The 16200-nt window shown below is 63.2% G+C and carries 22 protein-coding genes; 15 read left to right on the plus strand and 7 right to left on the minus strand.

Translation table 11 applies throughout. The annotated features are described in order from the left end of the window. The 13 genes from KYC_RS27925 to KYC_RS27985 all read left to right on the plus strand — a co-directional run. Positions 1-314, plus strand: a 314-nt coding sequence (locus tag KYC_RS27925) for an EF-Tu C-terminal domain-related protein (RefSeq protein WP_008157758.1), incomplete at its 5' end; no start/stop codon positions are given. A gap of 74 nt (positions 315-388) precedes the next feature. Next, positions 389-700, plus strand: coding sequence for a 30S ribosomal protein S10 (gene rpsJ, locus KYC_RS27930; protein WP_003806903.1), 312 nt, complete (start codon positions 389-391; stop codon positions 698-700). Positions 701-1111: 411 nt separating this feature from the next. After that, positions 1112-1801, plus strand: a complete 690-nt coding sequence (gene rplC, locus KYC_RS27935) for a 50S ribosomal protein L3 (protein WP_008168945.1) — start codon at positions 1112-1114, stop codon at positions 1799-1801. Between the two features lie 4 nt (positions 1802-1805). Beyond that, on the plus strand, positions 1806-2426 hold the full coding sequence (rplD, locus tag KYC_RS27940) for a 50S ribosomal protein L4 (RefSeq protein ID WP_008168948.1): 621 nt from the start codon (positions 1806-1808) through the stop codon (positions 2424-2426). After that, positions 2423-2719, plus strand: a complete 297-nt coding sequence (gene rplW, locus KYC_RS27945) for a 50S ribosomal protein L23 (RefSeq protein ID WP_006216557.1) — start codon at positions 2423-2425, stop codon at positions 2717-2719. The genes rplD and rplW overlap by 4 nt, the downstream gene beginning before the upstream one ends. After that, a complete protein-coding gene (rplB, locus tag KYC_RS27950; RefSeq protein WP_008168949.1) occupies positions 2720-3547 on the plus strand; it encodes a 50S ribosomal protein L2 in 828 nt (275 codons plus the stop codon). Positions 3548-3559: 12 nt separating this feature from the next. Next, on the plus strand, positions 3560-3835 hold the full coding sequence (gene rpsS, locus KYC_RS27955; RefSeq protein WP_006216555.1) for a 30S ribosomal protein S19: 276 nt from the start codon (positions 3560-3562) through the stop codon (positions 3833-3835). Positions 3836-3838: 3 nt separating this feature from the next. Continuing rightward, entirely contained in the window at positions 3839-4168 is a 330-nt protein-coding gene (gene rplV, locus KYC_RS27960) for a 50S ribosomal protein L22 (RefSeq protein WP_006216554.1), read from the plus strand. Positions 4169-4177: 9 nt separating this feature from the next. After that, on the plus strand, positions 4178-4969 hold the full coding sequence (gene rpsC, locus KYC_RS27965) for a 30S ribosomal protein S3 (RefSeq protein WP_008168950.1): 792 nt from the start codon (positions 4178-4180) through the stop codon (positions 4967-4969). 2 nt (positions 4970-4971) lie between these two features. Then, positions 4972-5388, plus strand: a complete 417-nt coding sequence (gene rplP, locus KYC_RS27970) for a 50S ribosomal protein L16 (RefSeq protein ID WP_006389610.1) — start codon at positions 4972-4974, stop codon at positions 5386-5388. An 11-nt stretch (positions 5389-5399) separates the two neighbouring features. After that, a complete protein-coding gene (rpmC, locus tag KYC_RS27975; protein WP_003806912.1) occupies positions 5400-5591 on the plus strand; it encodes a 50S ribosomal protein L29 in 192 nt (63 codons plus the stop codon). A 2-nt stretch (positions 5592-5593) separates the two neighbouring features. Then, a complete protein-coding gene (gene rpsQ, locus KYC_RS27980) occupies positions 5594-5875 on the plus strand; it encodes a 30S ribosomal protein S17 (RefSeq protein ID WP_006216549.1) in 282 nt (93 codons plus the stop codon). Positions 5876-5981: 106 nt separating this feature from the next. After that, a complete protein-coding gene (locus tag KYC_RS27985; RefSeq protein WP_008168953.1) occupies positions 5982-6578 on the plus strand; it encodes a hypothetical protein in 597 nt (198 codons plus the stop codon). Here KYC_RS27985 and KYC_RS27990 read toward each other — a convergent pair. The 6 genes from KYC_RS27990 to KYC_RS28015 are packed head-to-tail and all read right to left on the minus strand — an operon-like array spanning position 6575 to position 12314. After that, entirely contained in the window at positions 6575-7681 is a 1107-nt protein-coding gene (locus tag KYC_RS27990; protein WP_008168954.1) for a branched-chain amino acid ABC transporter permease, read from the minus strand. The genes KYC_RS27985 and KYC_RS27990 overlap by 4 nt on opposite strands. 11 nt (positions 7682-7692) lie before the next feature. Further along, positions 7693-8703, minus strand: coding sequence for a branched-chain amino acid ABC transporter permease (locus KYC_RS27995; RefSeq protein WP_008168955.1), 1011 nt, complete (start codon positions 8701-8703; stop codon positions 7693-7695). Beyond that, positions 8700-9452, minus strand: coding sequence for an ABC transporter ATP-binding protein (locus tag KYC_RS28000; protein ID WP_008168956.1), 753 nt, complete (start codon positions 9450-9452; stop codon positions 8700-8702). The genes KYC_RS27995 and KYC_RS28000 overlap by 4 nt, the downstream gene beginning before the upstream one ends. Continuing rightward, positions 9449-10219, minus strand: coding sequence for an ABC transporter ATP-binding protein (locus KYC_RS28005; protein WP_008168957.1), 771 nt, complete (start codon positions 10217-10219; stop codon positions 9449-9451). The genes KYC_RS28000 and KYC_RS28005 overlap by 4 nt, the downstream gene beginning before the upstream one ends. Before the next feature lie 13 nt (positions 10220-10232). Further along, a complete protein-coding gene (locus tag KYC_RS28010; protein ID WP_008168959.1) occupies positions 10233-11405 on the minus strand; it encodes a substrate-binding domain-containing protein in 1173 nt (390 codons plus the stop codon). 15 nt (positions 11406-11420) lie between these two features. After that, entirely contained in the window at positions 11421-12314 is an 894-nt protein-coding gene (locus KYC_RS28015) for an alpha/beta fold hydrolase (protein WP_008168960.1), read from the minus strand. Between the two features lie 159 nt (positions 12315-12473). Between KYC_RS28015 and KYC_RS28020 the strand changes: the two genes are divergently transcribed. Continuing rightward, entirely contained in the window at positions 12474-13448 is a 975-nt protein-coding gene (locus tag KYC_RS28020; RefSeq protein ID WP_008168969.1) for an AraC-like ligand-binding domain-containing protein, read from the plus strand. 133 nt (positions 13449-13581) lie between these two features. Here the strand turns inward: KYC_RS28020 and KYC_RS28025 are convergent, their stop codons facing one another. After that, positions 13582-15009, minus strand: coding sequence for an NAD-dependent succinate-semialdehyde dehydrogenase (locus KYC_RS28025; RefSeq protein ID WP_008168970.1), 1428 nt, complete (start codon positions 15007-15009; stop codon positions 13582-13584). Positions 15010-15200: 191 nt separating this feature from the next. Between KYC_RS28025 and KYC_RS28030 the strand changes: the two genes are divergently transcribed. Next, the gene (locus KYC_RS28030) at positions 15201-15953 is read left to right on the plus strand and encodes an aspartyl/asparaginyl beta-hydroxylase domain-containing protein (RefSeq protein WP_008168973.1); all 753 of its coding nucleotides are present in this window, start codon (positions 15201-15203) and stop codon (positions 15951-15953) included. Positions 15954-16200 lie beyond the last annotated feature (247 nt).

Raw genomic sequence — 16200 nt, forward strand, 5'->3', positions numbered from 1 at the left:
AGGTTCTGGCCAAGCCGGGCTCGATCACCCCGCACACGGACTTCACGTCCGAGGTCTACATCCTGTCCAAGGAAGAAGGCGGCCGTCACACCCCGTTCTTCCAAGGCTATCGTCCCCAGTTCTACTTCCGCACGACGGACGTGACGGGCACGATCGAACTGCCGGCCGACAAGGAAATGGTCCTGCCGGGCGACAACGTTGCCATGACCGTCAAGCTGCTGGCTCCGATCGCCATGGAAGAAGGTCTGCGTTTCGCCATCCGTGAAGGCGGTCGTACCGTCGGCGCCGGCGTCGTCGCCAAGATCCTGAAGTAATTCGGATCTATTAAGCAGCACACAACCAGCGAGGGCGTGATCCCGCCCTCGCATCTCGTTCTTTAGGAAACGCCATGAAAAACCAGAAGATCCGTATCCGCTTGAAAGCCTTCGATTACAAGCTGATCGATCAATCGGCCGCTGAAATCGTCGACACCGCCAAGCGTACTGGCGCCGTCGTCCGCGGTCCGGTGCCGCTGCCCACGCGTATCCGTCGCTATGACGTCCTGCGTTCGCCGCACGTCAACAAGACCTCGCGCGACCAGTTCGAAATCCGTACCCATCAGCGCCTGATGGACATCGTTGATCCCACCGACAAGACCGTTGACGCCCTGATGCGTCTGGACCTGCCGGCCGGCGTCGACGTCGAGATCGCACTGCAGTAATGCCCCTCGAACCTGCTACCTTCGCCGGCAGGTTCGCAAAAGATGGCCGCACTCCCCAGGGATTGCGGCCATTTTGTTTTTTGGCCGAAACGTCTGAACTGGTTGAGTTAGCGGGCGCTCACTATTTGCGCAGTCGCGTGTACCAGGGCGTTGTTCGCTTTGGGCGCACGGACCGTGGCAAAAATGCGCACGCCAGACGCGCCCAATTGGGCTAAGTGCTTGTACTGGCTGGAAAAAACGTGCTAATATGCGAAGCTTGCCATTTTGTGGCAAGTCTGACCATGGACGAAACGCAATCCGTCTGCTTTTGGAACGGTTTGTTCAGTCCAGGTTGAACATAGTCGTAGGGCAAAGGCCGTTACCTTTTGCCTGATTAGCCCCGACCAATCGCAGTCGGGAATGGAGAAAACGATGTCGAATTCGACACCCACGCCCGCCGCTCACCGGCTGGGGCTGGTGGGTCGCAAGGTCGGCATGACCCGCATTTTTACCGAGGAAGGTGAATCCATCCCGGTAACCGTGCTGGACGTGTCGAACAACCGCGTGACCCAAGTTAAGTCGCTGGAAACCGACGGCTACGCCGCGATCCAGGTGGCTTATGGCACTCGTCGTGCCTCGCGTGTGGCGCAGCCGCAAACGGGCCACTACGCCAAGGCCGGCGCCGAAGCCGGTAGCATCCTCAAAGAATTCCGCCTTGATCCCGCTCGCGCCGCTGAATTTGCGGCCGGTTCCGTGATCGCCGTGGAATCCGTGTTCGAAGCCGGCCAACAGGTCGACGTGACGGGCACGACCATTGGTAAAGGCTTTGCCGGTACCATCAAGCGTCACAACTTCGGCTCGCAACGCGCTTCGCACGGTAACTCCCGTTCGCACCGCGTTCCCGGCTCGATCGGTCAAGCACAAGATCCGGGTCGTATTTTCCCGGGTAAGCGCATGGCTGGTCACCTGGGTGACGTCACCCGCACCGTTCAAAACCTCGACGTCGTTCGCGTTGACGTTGAGCGCGGCCTGCTGCTGGTCAAGGGCGCTGTCCCCGGCCACGCTGGCGCCGACATCGTTGTGCGCCCGGCCATCAAGGCCCCGGCCAAGAAGGGAGCGTAAGTAAATGGATCTCAAGCTCCTGAACGACCAAGGTCAGGCCGCTGCTACGTTCAGCGCGCCCGACACCATCTTCGGCCGTGACTTCAACGAAGCGCTGATTCACCAGATCGTGGTGGCTTTCCAAGCCAACGCCCGCTCGGGTAACCGCGCTCAGAAGGACCGTACGGAAGTCAAGCACTCCACCAAGAAGCCCTGGCGCCAAAAGGGTACCGGCCGCGCACGCGCCGGTATGACTTCGTCGCCGCTGTGGCGTGGCGGTGGTCGGACTTTCCCGAACTCGCCCGAAGAGAACTTCAGCCAGAAGGTCAACAAGAAGATGTACCGCGCCGGGATCCGCTCGATCCTGTCGCAGCTGGCTCGCGAAGACCGCATCGCCGTCGTCGAATCGTTTGATCTGGAATCGCCCAAGACCAAGGCTGCCGCTGCAAAGCTGAAGAGCCTGGGCCTGGACTCGGTCCTGATCATCACCGACAGCGTTGATGAAAATGTTTACCTCGCCACCCGCAACCTGCCGCACGTTGCTGTTGTCGAGCCCCGTTATGCCGATCCGTTGTCGCTGGTCCACTACAAGAAAGTGCTGATCACCAAGCCGGCCATCGCTCAACTCGAGGAGATGCTGGGATGAACGCTGAACGCTTGATGCAAGTCATTCTGGCTCCGATCGTGACCGAAAAGGCCACGTTCGTCGCTGAGAAGAATCAGCAAGTCGCTTTCCGTGTCGTGGCTGACGCTACCAAGCCGGAAATCAAGGCTGCCGTCGAACTGCTCTTCAAGGTGCAGGTCGAGTCCGTGCAGGTCCTCAACCGTAAGGGCAAAGTCAAGCGCTTTGGCCGATTCGTTGGCCGTCGCCGTAATGAGCGCAAGGCTTACGTGTCGCTCAAGGACGGCCAGGAAATCGACTTTGCGGAGGTGAAGTAAATGGCCCTCGTAAAAGTTAAGCCGACTTCGGCTGGCCGCCGTGGCATGGTGAAGGTTGTCAGCCCGAACCTGCACAAGGGTGAGCCCTACGCGCCGCTGCTCGAAAAGAAGACCCGTGGTTCTGGCCGTAACAACAACGGTCACATCACCATCCGTCACCGTGGCGGTGGTCACAAGCAGCACTACCGTGTCGTCGACTTCCGTCGCGACAAGGACGGCATCCCGGCAAAGGTCGAGCGTCTGGAATATGACCCCAACCGTACGGCGCACATCGCTCTGCTGTGCTACGCCGACGGCGAACGTCGTTACATCATCGCTCCCCGTGGCCTGGAAGTGGGTTCGACCGTGCTGTCGGGCACCGAAGCTCCGATCCGCGCTGGCAACACGCTGCCGATCCGCAACATCCCGGTGGGTACGACGATTCACTGCGTCGAAATGCTGCCTGGCAAGGGTGCCCAGATGGTCCGCTCGGCCGGCGCTTCCGCCGTCCTGCTGGCTCGCGAAGGCATCTACGCTCAAGTGCGTCTGCGCTCGGGTGAAGTCCGCCGTGTGCACATCGAATGCCGTGCCACCATCGGTGAAGTCGGTAACGAAGAACACAGCCTGCGCCAAATCGGCAAGGCCGGTGCAATGCGTTGGCGCGGTGTCCGCCCGACGGTTCGTGGCGTCGCCATGAACCCGGTGGATCACCCGCACGGTGGCGGCGAAGGCCGTACCGGTGAAGCACGCGAGCCGGTCAGCCCGTGGGGCACTCCGGCGAAGGGTTTCAAGACCCGTCGCAACAAGCGGACGAACAATATGATCGTCCAACGGCGCAAGCGCAAGTAAGAGGCGAACACTATGTCACGTTCGATCAAGAAAGGCCCGTTTGTCGATGCTCACCTGATCAAAAAGGTGGACACGGCCGTCGCGGGCAAAGACAAGAAGCCGATCAAGACCTGGTCGCGTCGTTCCACGATCCTGCCCGAGTTCATCGGTCTGACGATCGCTGTGCACAACGGCAAGCAGCATGTTCCCGTGTACATCAACGAGAACATGGTCGGTCACAAGCTGGGCGAGTTCGCGCTGACCCGTACGTTCAAGGGTCACGCCGCGGACAAGAAGGCGAAGAGGTAAGCGATGGAAACTACTGCCATTATCCGTGGGGTTCACATCTCCGCACAAAAGACCCGTCTGGTTGCGGACATGATCCGCGGTCAGAAGGTCGGCCGTGCGCTGGAAATCCTCACCTTCTCGCCGAAGAAGGCTGCCGTCATCCTGAAGAAGGCTGTCGAGTCCGCCATCGCCAACGCCGAGCACAACGACGGCGCCGATATCGACGAACTGAAGGTCACCACGATTTTCGTGGACAAGGCTCAGTCGATGAAGCGCTTCTCCGCTCGCGCCAAGGGCCGCGGCAACCGTATCGAGAAGCAGACCTGCCACATCACGGTCAAGGTCGGAGCTTAAGGAGTCACGATGGGTCAGAAAATTCACCCCACTGGGTTCCGTCTCGCGGTCACCCGTAATTGGTCCTCGCGTTGGTTCGCCGACGACAAGGCCTTCGGCTCGATGCTGGCCGAAGACATTCGCGTTCGCGAGTACCTGAAGAAGAAGCTCAAGAGCGCCTCCGTCGGTCGCGTGATCATCGAGCGTCCCGCCAAGAATGCCCGCATCACCGTCTACTCGGCTCGTCCGGGCGTGGTGATCGGCAAGCGCGGCGAAGACATCGAAAGCCTGAAGGCTGATCTGCAGCGCCTGATGGGCGTGCCCGTGCACGTCAACATCGAAGAAATCCGCAAGCCGGAAACCGATGCTCAACTGATCGCCGACTCGATCTCGCAACAGCTCGAGAAGCGCATCATGTTCCGCCGCGCCATGAAGCGCGCGATGCAGAACGCCATGCGTCTGGGTGCCCAAGGCATCAAGATCATGAGCTCGGGCCGTCTGAACGGTATCGAAATTGCCCGCACTGAGTGGTATCGCGAAGGCCGTGTGCCGCTGCACACCCTCAAGGCCAATATCGACTACGGCACCTCCGAAGCCCACACCACGTACGGCGTGATCGGCATCAAGGTCTGGGTCTACAAGGGCGACATGCTGGCCAACGGCGAATTGCCGCCGGAAACCGCAGCCCCGCGTGAAGAAGAACGTCGTCCGCGCCGCGCTCCGCGTGGTGATCGTCCGGACGGTGCTCGCACCGGTCGTCCGGGTGGTCGTGGCCGCGCTCCCCGCAAGGCGGATGCTGCTCCGGCGCCTGAAGGAGAATAACCATGCTGCAACCCTCTCGCAGAAAGTATCGCAAAGAGCAGAAGGGCCGCAACACCGGTCTGGCGACCCGTGGCACCCACGTGTCGTTCGGCGAGTTCGGCCTGAAGGCCACGGGCCGTGGCCGTCTGACCGCTCGTCAGATCGAAGCTGCTCGTCGCGCCATCAATCGTCACATCAAGCGTGGCGGCCGTATCTGGATCCGCATTTTCCCGGATAAGCCCATCTCGCAGAAGCCTGCCGAAGTCCGTATGGGTAACGGTAAGGGCAACCCGGAGTACTGGGTTGCTGAAATTCAGCCCGGCAAGGTGCTCTACGAAATGGAAGGGGTTAGCGAAGAGCTCGCGCGTGAAGCTTTCCGCCTGGCCGCTGCCAAGCTGCCGATTTCGACCACGTTCGTCGCGCGTCATATCGGTGCTTAAGGAGTACTAACATGAAAGCTAGCGAACTCCGTTCGAAAGACGCCGCCGAGCTCGGCAAAGAGCTCGAAAGCCTGCTGAAGGCACAATTCGGTCTGCGCATGCAGAAGGCCACGCAGCAACTGGCCAACACCAGCCAGCTGCGCAACGTGCGTCGCGACATCGCTCGCGTCCGCACCTTGCTGACCGAGAAGGCAGGGAAATAAAGATGAGCGAAACTCAAAACACCCAAGTGGCCAAGCGCCAGCGCACGCTGGTTGGCAAGGTCGTCAGCAACAAGATGGACAAGACTGTCGTGGTTCTGGTTGAACGCCGCGTCAAGCACCCCATCTTCGGCAAGATCATCATGCGCTCCGCGAAGTACAAGGCGCACGATGAATCGAACCAGTACAACGAAGGCGATACGGTTGAAATCGCTGAAGGCCGTCCCATCTCGCGCTCGAAGTCGTGGCGCGTGGTGCGTCTGGTTGAAGCCGCACGTATCATCTAAGTAAAAGCAGGACATCTGAACGGTTCGCCGTTCTGATATAAAACGGCAAGGGCTAATCCCCTTGCCGTTTTTTTTCGCCGCTTGGCTGCGGCGAAGCAGAGGAAGCATGCAGCGTTACATGAAATCCCGTCGATCAGCCTGGCTGGCGGCCGGCGCGCTTGCCATGGCAAGCGCCGCTGCGTTCGCCCAGAGCCAGGGGCGGTCGACGCCAGTCCCCGCCGTGTCCGGCACCAGCATTGCCGCGACGGCGCAAACGGATTCCGGCGTAGCGACGCCGAACCACGCCGCGCCGACGCCGGCGTCGGATCCGACGGCGATCGGCCATGCGGTGCTCAACGCCGGGCCGGACCCGCGCGTCAAGTTGGATGGACTGTCGCGTGATCACGCGGCGATCTTCGGCACCGACGATCCGGATGAACAGGCGTTGTTGGACCAGGAGCGTGCGCTGCAGGCGCAACGCGATCAGCTACGGGTGCTGGAGCGAGTGCTGAATGCGACGCCGCAGGGAGCCGATCCGCATCCCCCCGCCATGATTCCGCTGACCTCCGGCGGTCCGATGAATATGCCCAGGTTGGCGCCCACGCCTTCGGGCTCCCAACTGGATCGGGCGGGTGGCAATTCGCGTCAGAGCGTCGACGAGATGCAGCGCCGTGTCAACGCGCTGCGGCGCGATGCGGATGTGCTGAGCCAGGGCGGGCGCTAGCGCAGGCCACGGGATTTCGGAAGCGCGGTATGGCCCGTGGGGCGCCGCGCGAGTTCCCGCAGCCGTCCCGCGATACCCGTAGGAAAGTAATACACCGACAGCACGAACAGAATGCCCAGCCACAACAGCCAGCGGTCTGGTTCGAACAGCAAGGCTAATGGCGGGATGCCCGACACGACCTCGTGCACCGCGTGCAGCCCGTCCTGCAGGTAGCTCTGAGCGAACACGAACAGGGTGGCGCCGACGACCGCTCCGTACATGGTCCCCATCCCGCCGATCACGACCATCAGCAGGATGTTGAGCATGATCTCGAATGACAGGGTTGTGTCCGGGCCGTTGTAGCGCAGCCATAGCGCGTACATCGCTCCCGCCAGCGTTGCGAAAGCGGCCGCCAGCAGATTCGACAGGCTGCGGTACAGCACGGTCCGATAGCCGATGGCTTCGGCGCGGAACGGGTTTTCGCGGATCGCCTGCAGCACGCGGCCGAACGGGGAATTCACGATGCGCAACAGCATCAGGAAGAGCACCAGGCAGACCGCCGCAATCAGGTAGTAAGTGATGATCCGCCCATCCACGGCGACACCGAACAAGGGCTCCGAAAAGGGGCGAAACGCGGGCCGCAGCATTTGCGGCACCTTGAAGTTCAGGCCGTCTTCTCCGCCCGTCAGGTCCGACAGTTGCGACACCAGTGTCTGGAATGCGGCAGCCACGGCCAAGGTGATCATGGCGTAGAAGATGGCGCGCACGCGAAGGCTGGCAAGGCCGATCAGCAAGGCAAAGGCCAGCGAAACCGCCATTCCCCCCGCAACACCCGTAAACACCGCGGTCCACCCCGGCTCCATGCGTATGCTGGCGATCGCCACGCCATACGCGCCTATCCCGAAGAACATGGTGTGCGCGAAGCTCACGATGCCGGTGTACCCCAACAGCAGGTCATAGCTGGCGACCAGAATGATGAAGACAAGGATCTTCGCCGCCACGGCAAGCGCCTTCGGGCCCGGGAACAGGAACGGCGCAGCGGCCAACGCGGCCACAATCGCCATGAGCAGCAGCGCCAGGATCGCGCTGCGTGGAGGGTCGCCGGAAAGCAGGCGAAACGACATGTCGGCGGCTCCTAGCGGTTCGTGACGGGATACACGCCTTGCGGCCGCCACAGCAGGATGGCGACCATCAGCGCAATGTTCGAGAACAGGGCGGCCTTGGGCATCAGAAAGCCGGTGTAGTTCGCCATCAGCCCGACCAGCAGCGCGCCGATGAGACAACCCACGGTGGAGCCCAGGCCGCCGATCATGATGACAATGAAGATCAGCACATTCACCTGCGCGCCAAGCTGGGGAACGATCGACTGCTGATACATCCCCCACAACACGCCGCCCAGCCCTGCCAGCATCGACCCAGCGACGAACACGCCGACGAACAGGTGGCGGATCCGGTAGCCCAGGCTTTCGACCATCTCGCGGTCTTCGACGCCGGCGCGAATCAGGAGGCCGAGCTTGCTGCGATTGAGCACCCACAGCATGCCGCCAAGTACGGCCAATCCGACCAGCAGCGCGACGACACGGTACTTCTCGATGGCGGCATCGCCCAGCAGGAATGCGCCGCGCAGCGACTCCGGCAACGGCAGCGTGATCGTCTGCGGCCCCCACATCATCTTGATGATCTCTTCGCCGATGATCATGCCGCCCATGGTGATGAGAATCTGCTTGAGATGCTGGCCATAGACCGGGCGCACAATGACGCGTTCGAACGCAAGGCCCACCGCGCCCGCCACCAGCATGCCGACGATCATGGCGGGCAGTACTGCGAGCAGATTGGTCCAAAGGCTGCCGGATTGCGTCCAGTCCGCCATGGATCCCAGGACGGTTGCCGCCATATAGGCGCCGATCGCGATAAACAGCCCGTGCCCGAAATTCAGCACGTCCATCAGACCAAATACCAGCGTCATGCCTGACGCCACGATGAAAATGATCATGCCCATGGCCAGGCCCGCGAAGGTCAACGTCACCCAGGTGGAGAACGAGCCGACCAGAGGCAGCGCAATGGCCGCCAGCGCCACGACCAGGAGGGCGGGCAAAAGATCCGCGCGCGCCCGCGGCAGCGGGGCTTCGATGTCTAGCGTATTCATTGGTGGCTTCCCAGTGACAGGCCCAGCAGGCGTGTCTGCAGCGCGTCGTCCGCAGCCAGCTCTTCCATGGCGCCGGCGTGCACGACCTTGCCGTTGTCCATGACCGCGGCATAGTCGCCGACGCGGCGGGCGAAGTTGAAGTTCTGTTCAACCAGCAAGATGGTGGTAGACGCTTGCTTGAGTTCGATGAAAGCGTCGATCATGTTCTGGATGATGGCGGGCGCGAGGCCCTTGCTGGGTTCGTCCACCAGCAGCAGGCGGCGCGGCTCGATGATCGCGCGCGCCATGGCCAGCATCTGCTTCTGACCGCCCGACAGCTTGCCCGCGGGATGAAGCCAGAATTTCCTGAGCGCAGGGAAGAAGCCGAAAATCCACTCCAATCTTGCCGTGTCCAGCTGGCCGGCATTCCTGGCGCCACGCGCTGCCAGCAGGATGTTCTCTTTCACGGACAAGTCGCCGAAGATGCCCATGTTCTCGGGTACGTAAGCCATGCCCATGCGCGCCATGTCCGGCGGCGATGTGCGCGCGCCGGGCCCGCCGATCTGTGCGCCATCGAAGCTGACCTGCCCTTGCGAGGCGCGCCATAGTCCCATGATCGTGCGCAGCGTGGTGGTCTTGCCGGCGCCGTTTCGTCCAAGCAGCATGGTGACGGCAGAAGGCGGCACGCGGAGGTTCACGCCGTGCAGGATGTGATACGCGCCGATGTGCGTATGCACGTCCTTCATTTCAACAAGGGGCGTCGACGTCATGGGGCCGGCTCCGATGGGCTGACACCCAGATAGGCCTGCTGGACGATCGGCGAGGCGATGACAGTGGCGGGGTCGCCGTCCGCCATCAGCTGGCCGTTGTGCAGCACGACGATGCGGTCGGCAAGCTCGCGCACCACATCCATCTTGTGCTCCACGAGCAGTATGGTCTTAGAGGAATCGGTCTTCAGTTCGCGAATCAGGTCCAGCACGACAGGGACGTCGTCCACGCTCATGCCGGCAGTGGGCTCGTCAAACATGAACACCTGCGGCTCCAGGCCGATAAGCATGGCGATTTCCAGCTTGCGCTGGTCGCCATGAGGCAGGTCTGCCGCGGCCTGATCGCGGCGGGCCGTCAGCCGGGTGCGTTCGAGCAGGGCGTCGGCGCGCTCCATGAGGCGGCGGTCGTCATTCCAGGTGCGCCAGAAGCGGATCTGGCGCCAGCTCATGCCCTGTTGGCGCGACTGCAGGGCAAGCCGCAGGTTTTCGTGCACGCTCAGGCGCGGAAACAGTTGCGTGAGCTGAAACGCGCGTCCCAACCCGGCATGCATGCGGGCAGGCGCCCCTAGCGAGGTCAGGTCCCGTCCGTTCAGGCGCACCGTGCCGGCGCTGGCGCGCAGCTGGCCGGAGATGAGATTGAAGTACGTGGTCTTGCCGGCGCCGTTCGGGCCGACGATGGCGGTCAGGCTGCCGGGCGCATACGCGCAACTGACGTCGTTGACGGCCACGTGCCCGCCGAACCGGATCGTGAGCGATTGTGTTTCCAGCATGGACGACGCCGGATCAACGCTTGTTCTGGATCGGAACGGTCATCTGGTCGGGCGTGATCTCCTTGACCAGGTCCTGTACCGCCCATGGCACGGAGGGATCGTTCTTGATCCGGAAGTGGTACATGGACTGCATCGCCTGATGATCCTCGGGGCGGAACGTCATCTTGCCCTTGGGGGTGTCAAAGCTCATGCCTTCCATGGCCTTGATAAGCTTGTCGGTGTCGGAGTCGCCAGCGGTCTTGTTCAAGGCCGCCACGATGGCGATGCCTGACGCCATGCCCCCGGCGGTGAAGAAGTCGGGCGGCTGGCCGAAGCGTTTCTGGTGTTCCGCAACCAGCCATTCATTCACCGGATTCTTGGGTATTCCGTAGTAGTAATAGGTGGCGCCTTCCATGCCGGCCAGCGATTTCAGCGGCGTCATCGCGGTCAGCGTGTTGCCGCCCGTGGCGATCTCGATGCCGTAGCGCTTGGGATCCAGGTCGGCGATCTTGAACGGATTACCCGCGCCCGCCCAGAGGATGAAGATGATCTTGCGGCCCGGCTTGTCTTTCAGCGCGTCGAACAGGCGCTGCGCGCCGGCCGTGAAGTCGGTGGCGTTGGCGGGCAGGTATTCCTCGTGCACGATCTTGGCGTTCTTCAGAGCGCCCTTGAACGCCTTGACGCCATCGCGGCCGAATGCATAGTCCTGCGCAAGCATGGCGATCGACGTGCCGGCCTGGTCGAAGGCCACGGCGTTGGCGATCGCATCCTGCGAAGAGTTGCGGCCGGTGCGGAAGATGTACTTGTTCCACTTTTCGCCAGTGATCGAATCCGCGACCGCGGGCTCCACCAGCAGGATCTTTTCATATTCCTCCGCGATGGGCAGCATGGCCAGCGCCACGCCCGAAGACGTGGGGCCCACCGCGATGTCCGCGTTGTCGTCGGCATAGGCCGAAGCCAGCTGCGCGCGCGCGACGTCGGGCTTGCCCTGGTTGTCCTTTTCGATGACGCGAATCTTGCGTCCGGCGACCGTCATGGTGCCCTGGGTGGCGTATTCCAGGCCCAGCATCAGCCCGTTCTGGGTCTGTTTGGCGTAGGCCTCGAGAGGCCCCGTCTTGTCGTAGACATGCGCCACGACGAGGTCTTTCGCGGCAGCCCCGGAACTCAAGCACAGGCCGGCCAGCGCGGCGAGCAGAATGCGTTTCATGGAAATCTCCTGTTGTCAGTCGGCGCGCGCGGCCGAGTCGTCCGGCCTGGCGAGGAATTGGCGAATGGGTTCGATCTGGCCCGGCACGTTCAAGGCGGGGGCGTGGCCGCAGTCGGGAAAGTCGATGCGTTCAGCGCGGGGGCCGCGCTCCGTCATGGCGCAGGCCACCTCGGGCAGCAGCAGGTCGGAATCGGCGCCGCGCAGCAGCAGCAGCGGCATGCGCAGCGAGTCGTAGCCGCTCCAGCGGTCGTAGTCGTCGGGGTGGTGGCTGAACTGCCCCACGATGGCAGGGTCGTAGTGCGTGGTCACGCGGCCATCAGGCAGCCGGCGCACGGAGGTCTCGGCCATCCTGCGCCACTGCTCGTCGCTTTGCCAGCCGTAGGGTTTGTAAGCCGCGCGCAGCCAGGTCTCCAGCTCGGTAACCGTGTCGAACGCGGGCGGATTGCCGGCATAGGCGAGGATGCGCTCGATGGCCGGCTGCGGCAGCTCGGGTCCGATGTCGTTGACCACCAGATGCGATATCCGGCCGCGCAAGGTGGTGGCCGCAGCATGCATACCGGTGGCGCCGCCCATGGACGTCCCCACCCATCGCACGCGGGCGAGCGACAGGCCGTCCAGGAGGGCGCGCGCCAGCGTCGCGTAGAAGTCCAGCCGGTACTCTGCCTTGGGGTCCGGGCTCCATTGGGACAGCCCCCGTCCGATCGTGTCCGGACAGATGACGCGGTAGTCGCCGGCCAGCGCCTGCGCCAGCTCGTCGAAGTCGCGGCCCGTGCGGGCGAGGCCATGCCACATGACGATGGGGGGCGCATCCGCGGCGCCCCATTCCGTGTAGTGCAGCTCGCGGCCCGCGCAGCGCAGGTAGCGCGACGCCGGCGTGGGGCGGGCGGCCGCCGCGCTTGCCTGTGCCATGAGTCTCCTCCCGGGTTGTCCAGGTTGTGTGCTTATCTGGCTGAATATAGACTTGTGCCGGGCGCGTCCACAATGCGCCGTCCGCCCCGCAGCAGGGTGGGTCAAGAATATGTAGACGCAAGATCAATTTGCGCATCCCGTGCACCAGGAGACCGTGCCATGCCCGATACGGAATTCGCCATTTCGGCCAGCGCCGGCGCCGACCGGCGCGATCAGTGGCGCGAGGCGCTGTCCGATGCCTTCGGGCCGTTCGAGGTGCATGGCGGCAAGCCGGACGATTTCGCGGGCCACGTGCGCTACGCGCGCCGCGCCAGCCTTCAGTTCAATGATCTGCATTACCAGGGCCAGCGGCTGGAACGCACCGCGGGCAACGTGTCGCGTCTGGACCAGGAGTTCTACACCTTTGGCCTGCCGCTGGCGGGCCCGTTGGCGGTGCGCCAGCAGGGACGAGAATTCCAGGTAGAACCGGGTTGCGTGTACCTGATGAATCAAAGCCTGCCGTACCAGGCGACGGCGCAGGGCGCGTCGGGCTACCGCAGCCTGAGCGTGTCGTTCCCGCGCAGCGCGCTGTCGCAACGGGATTCACGCATTGGCGCCTTCTACAAGCTGCGGACCGACGACGGGTCTCCGCGGGGCACGCTGCTGGCAGGCTATATGGATCATCTTTTCAAGGGCATGGATGACTGGTCCGACACCGAGGCGGCCGAACTCGGCGAGCGGCTCATCGACCTGATCGTCCTGTTCCTGGTGCAGCCGGGGCAGGGGCAGGTATCGGAAGCCGACAGCAGCGTGACGGTCGCGCACCGGACGCGCGTTCTTGCCTATATCCGCCAGCATCTTGCAGATCCGGACTTGTCGCCCTTGCGGGTGGCGCAGGGTTGCGGCGTGTCGGTGGCCTATCTACACCGAATCCTGCGCGCAGGCGGGCTGTCGGTGGAGTCGTTCATTTTCGAGCAGCGGCTGGACAGGTGCCGCGAGCTCCTGCTGGACTCGCGGCATCGTCATCGCAGCATTGCCGAACTGGCCTACCAGGTCGGCTTTTCCCACCCCTCCCATTTCAGCCGGCTCTTCAAGCACCGCTTCGGCATGACGCCGCGGGACCTGCGCGCGGGCAGCCGGGCGGCTTCGGCCTGAACGGGGCCGCCCCGCCGCGCAAAGAGCGCGCAACGGCCCGCCTTGCGAGCGGATCGCCGGTGCCTTCGGCACAGACTGGCAAAAAAAAGCCCCGCGTTCTAGTGCGGGGCTTTGCAGTGCGGCAGGCGCGGGGTCAGATGTGCGTGATGAACTTCGTGACCAGATAGCCTTCGAACGTTTCCGTTCCGCCTTCGCTGCCGATGCCGCTGTCCTTGATGCCGCCGAACGGCGTTTCGGCCAGCGCGCTGCCGAAATGGTTGATGTTGACCATGCCGGCTTCCAGGCCGTTGGAGACCTTGGTTGCCGTCTTGAGCGAATTCGTGAACACGTAAGACGACAGGCCGAAGGGCAGGCTGTTTGCGCGGCGCAGCACTTCATCGGTATCGCTGAAGCGGACGACGGGCGCGACCGGACCAAAAGGCTCTTCGGTCATCAGCATGGAATTGTCGGGCAGATCCGTCACGACCGTCGGGGCGAAGAAGAAACCCTTGCGGTCCAGGGGGCCGCCGCCGACCACCACCTTGGCGCCGTGCTTGCGGGCGTCATCAATAAAGGCGCTCATGGCGGGAACGCGGCGCTCGTGCGCCAGCGGGCCCATTTCGGTGCCGGTTTCCAGGCCGTCGCCGACTTTGATGTTCTTCAGCACGTCCGAGAATTTCGCCAGGAACTGCTCGTATGCGCCATCCTGCACATAGAAGCGGGTGGGCGATACGCAGACCTGGCCCGCGTTGCGCACCTTGAACTTGGCCAGCATTTCGGCGGCGCGGTCGATGTCCGCGTCGTCGAACACGAGCACGGGCGAATGGCCGCCCAATTCCATGGTGACGCGCTTCATGTGGGCGCCGGCCAGCGCGGCCAGTTGTTTGCCCACCGGCACGGAGCCGGTGAAGGACACCTTGCGCACGATCGGCGAGCGGATCAGGTAGTCGGAGATCTTGGCGGGTTCGCCCCAGACGATGTTCAGGCAGCCCTTGGGCAGGCCTGCGTCGTGGAACATCCGCGCGATCGCCATGACCGCGCTGGGCGAGTCCTCGGGGCCCTTGAGCACCACGGTGCAGCCGGCGCCGATTGCCGCGGCGATCTTGCGGATCGCCTGGTTGTACGGGAAGTTCCAGGGCGTGAATGCCGCGCAGACGCCGATGGGTTCGCGCACCACGATCTGGCGGACATCGGGATTGCGCGGCTGGATAACGCGGCCATAGATCCGGCGGCATTCTTCGGCGTGCCAGTCGGCATGCTCTGCGCAGGACGTGACTTCACCCACGGCCTCTGCCAGGGGCTTGCCCTGGTCCAGGGTCATGTTGCGGCCAATTTCCTTGGCGCGTTCGCGCGACAGCGTGGCGACCTTGCGCAGGATGGCCGAGCGGTCCATGGGCGAGGATTTCTTCCACGATTCGAAGGCGCGCTGGGCAGCGGCAAGCGCGCGATCCAGGTCCGCTTCGGTGGCGTGGGGCAGCTGGCCGAGAACTTCGAGCGTGGCCGGGTTGATGACGTCCTGGGTGCGCCTGCCCTCGCCGGCGACGAATTCGCCGTCGATATACAGCGCCAACTGTTCATACATGCCTGTCGTTCCTTGCGAAATAGGAGTGGATTGCGACCGCGGTCGCCCACGGCAGTCTAAACCAGCTTCCCCCCAGCGGAGAGGACCACTCCCGGGCGCGGGCTTGGGGCCAATGCCGTGCGGAGCGCTTGCGCCAGCGCTCCGCCATGGACAAAATAGGAGGTCTCTGGCTGTCCTGTTCGATACCTATCGTGCAAACCGTCGACGCGCGCCCGGCCTCCAAGTCCAGTGTCTTCTCGCGGGTCTTCTTCCGCTTTATTGATTGGCTGCGCCAACGCATCGCGCAGGCCTCGCTGGTCGGGGACAAGCCCATTTTTGAAAACAGCCAGTTTCCCTGGGTCGCCGCCCTGGAATCCCAGGCGCCCGCGATCCGCGCCGAACTGTCGGAGTTGCTTGCCGACCGTCAGCTTCTGCCGGCGTTTCACGAGATATCCCCCGACGTGGGCATGATCACGTCCGACGACCAATGGAAGACCTTTGTCTTCATGGGCTACGGCTTGCGTTCCGAGCGCAACCTGGCGCGGTGTCCGGCTACCGCCCGGGCGCTCCGGGGCATTCCGGGCATCCGCACCGCCTTCTTCTCCATCCTGGAGCCGGGCAAGCGCATACCGCTGCATACCGGTCCGTACAACGGCGTGTTGCGCCTGCATCTGGGCCTGGTCGTGCCGGATCCCCCCGAGCGGTGCTGGATTGAGGTCGGGGGCGAACGCTACAACTGGCGGGAAGGGCAGGCCGTCGTTTTTGACGATCTTTACCCCCACCAGGTGCACAACGACACCCAGGGCTTGCGGGCCGTGTTGTTCGTCGACTTCGAACGCCCCTGCCGGGCTCCTGTAAAATGGCTCAATCGCCTGGTGCTCATGGCTGCGCCGTTCACGGACGAAATTCGTCGCGGCAAGGCAAATCATGATGCCTGGGAGAAGGGCTACTATCGCCAGAAATAGGGGCAGATAGCCCGTAAGTTGCCGCCTTTTCCGGGTGGTGTGGTGTTTTGTGCGCGATGCCAACAAAGTGCTTGCGCTCAAAGTTTAACCACGTTAGAATTATCAGCTTTCCCAGATTGTCGATTCATCTATCAAATTAGCTGAGCGCGTCGGGGGGAATACCCGCAGGATTTCAACCCAGGGTCGTTGCGTTGCCAACCAGTTGCTGGTCCAGAAGTTGTGGACTTGCCGACAAAAAGCAGGGCGG

This window comes from Achromobacter arsenitoxydans SY8, from assembly GCF_000236785.1.
GTDB lineage: Bacteria > Pseudomonadota > Gammaproteobacteria > Burkholderiales > Burkholderiaceae_B > Achromobacter > Achromobacter arsenitoxydans.

What these genes read in the sequence shown, in the direction of transcription:
- rpsJ (WP_003806903.1), top strand. Translation starts at nt 389, where the DNA reads ATGAAAAACCAGAAGATCCGTATCCGCTTGAAAGCCTTCGATTACAAG.
- rplC (WP_008168945.1), top strand. Translation starts at nt 1,112, where the DNA reads ATGTCGAATTCGACACCCACGCCCGCCGCTCACCGGCTGGGGCTGGTG.
- rplD (WP_008168948.1), top strand. Translation starts at nt 1,806, where the DNA reads ATGGATCTCAAGCTCCTGAACGACCAAGGTCAGGCCGCTGCTACGTTC.
- rplW (WP_006216557.1), top strand. Translation starts at nt 2,423, where the DNA reads ATGAACGCTGAACGCTTGATGCAAGTCATTCTGGCTCCGATCGTGACC.
- rplB (WP_008168949.1), top strand. Translation starts at nt 2,720, where the DNA reads ATGGCCCTCGTAAAAGTTAAGCCGACTTCGGCTGGCCGCCGTGGCATG.
- rpsS (WP_006216555.1), top strand. Translation starts at nt 3,560, where the DNA reads ATGTCACGTTCGATCAAGAAAGGCCCGTTTGTCGATGCTCACCTGATC.
- rplV (WP_006216554.1), top strand. Translation starts at nt 3,839, where the DNA reads ATGGAAACTACTGCCATTATCCGTGGGGTTCACATCTCCGCACAAAAG.
- rpsC (WP_008168950.1), top strand. Translation starts at nt 4,178, where the DNA reads ATGGGTCAGAAAATTCACCCCACTGGGTTCCGTCTCGCGGTCACCCGT.
- rplP (WP_006389610.1), top strand. Translation starts at nt 4,972, where the DNA reads ATGCTGCAACCCTCTCGCAGAAAGTATCGCAAAGAGCAGAAGGGCCGC.
- rpmC (WP_003806912.1), top strand. Translation starts at nt 5,400, where the DNA reads ATGAAAGCTAGCGAACTCCGTTCGAAAGACGCCGCCGAGCTCGGCAAA.
- rpsQ (WP_006216549.1), top strand. Translation starts at nt 5,594, where the DNA reads ATGAGCGAAACTCAAAACACCCAAGTGGCCAAGCGCCAGCGCACGCTG.
- KYC_RS27985 (WP_008168953.1), top strand. Translation starts at nt 5,982, where the DNA reads ATGCAGCGTTACATGAAATCCCGTCGATCAGCCTGGCTGGCGGCCGGC.
- KYC_RS27990 (WP_008168954.1), bottom strand. Translation starts at nt 7,681, where the DNA reads ATGTCGTTTCGCCTGCTTTCCGGCGACCCTCCACGCAGCGCGATCCTG.
- KYC_RS27995 (WP_008168955.1), bottom strand. Translation starts at nt 8,703, where the DNA reads ATGAATACGCTAGACATCGAAGCCCCGCTGCCGCGGGCGCGCGCGGAT.
- KYC_RS28000 (WP_008168956.1), bottom strand. Translation starts at nt 9,452, where the DNA reads ATGACGTCGACGCCCCTTGTTGAAATGAAGGACGTGCATACGCACATC.
- KYC_RS28005 (WP_008168957.1), bottom strand. Translation starts at nt 10,219, where the DNA reads ATGCTGGAAACACAATCGCTCACGATCCGGTTCGGCGGGCACGTGGCC.
- KYC_RS28010 (WP_008168959.1), bottom strand. Translation starts at nt 11,405, where the DNA reads ATGAAACGCATTCTGCTCGCCGCGCTGGCCGGCCTGTGCTTGAGTTCC.
- KYC_RS28015 (WP_008168960.1), bottom strand. Translation starts at nt 12,314, where the DNA reads ATGGCACAGGCAAGCGCGGCGGCCGCCCGCCCCACGCCGGCGTCGCGC.
- KYC_RS28020 (WP_008168969.1), top strand. Translation starts at nt 12,474, where the DNA reads ATGCCCGATACGGAATTCGCCATTTCGGCCAGCGCCGGCGCCGACCGG.
- KYC_RS28025 (WP_008168970.1), bottom strand. Translation starts at nt 15,009, where the DNA reads ATGTATGAACAGTTGGCGCTGTATATCGACGGCGAATTCGTCGCCGGC.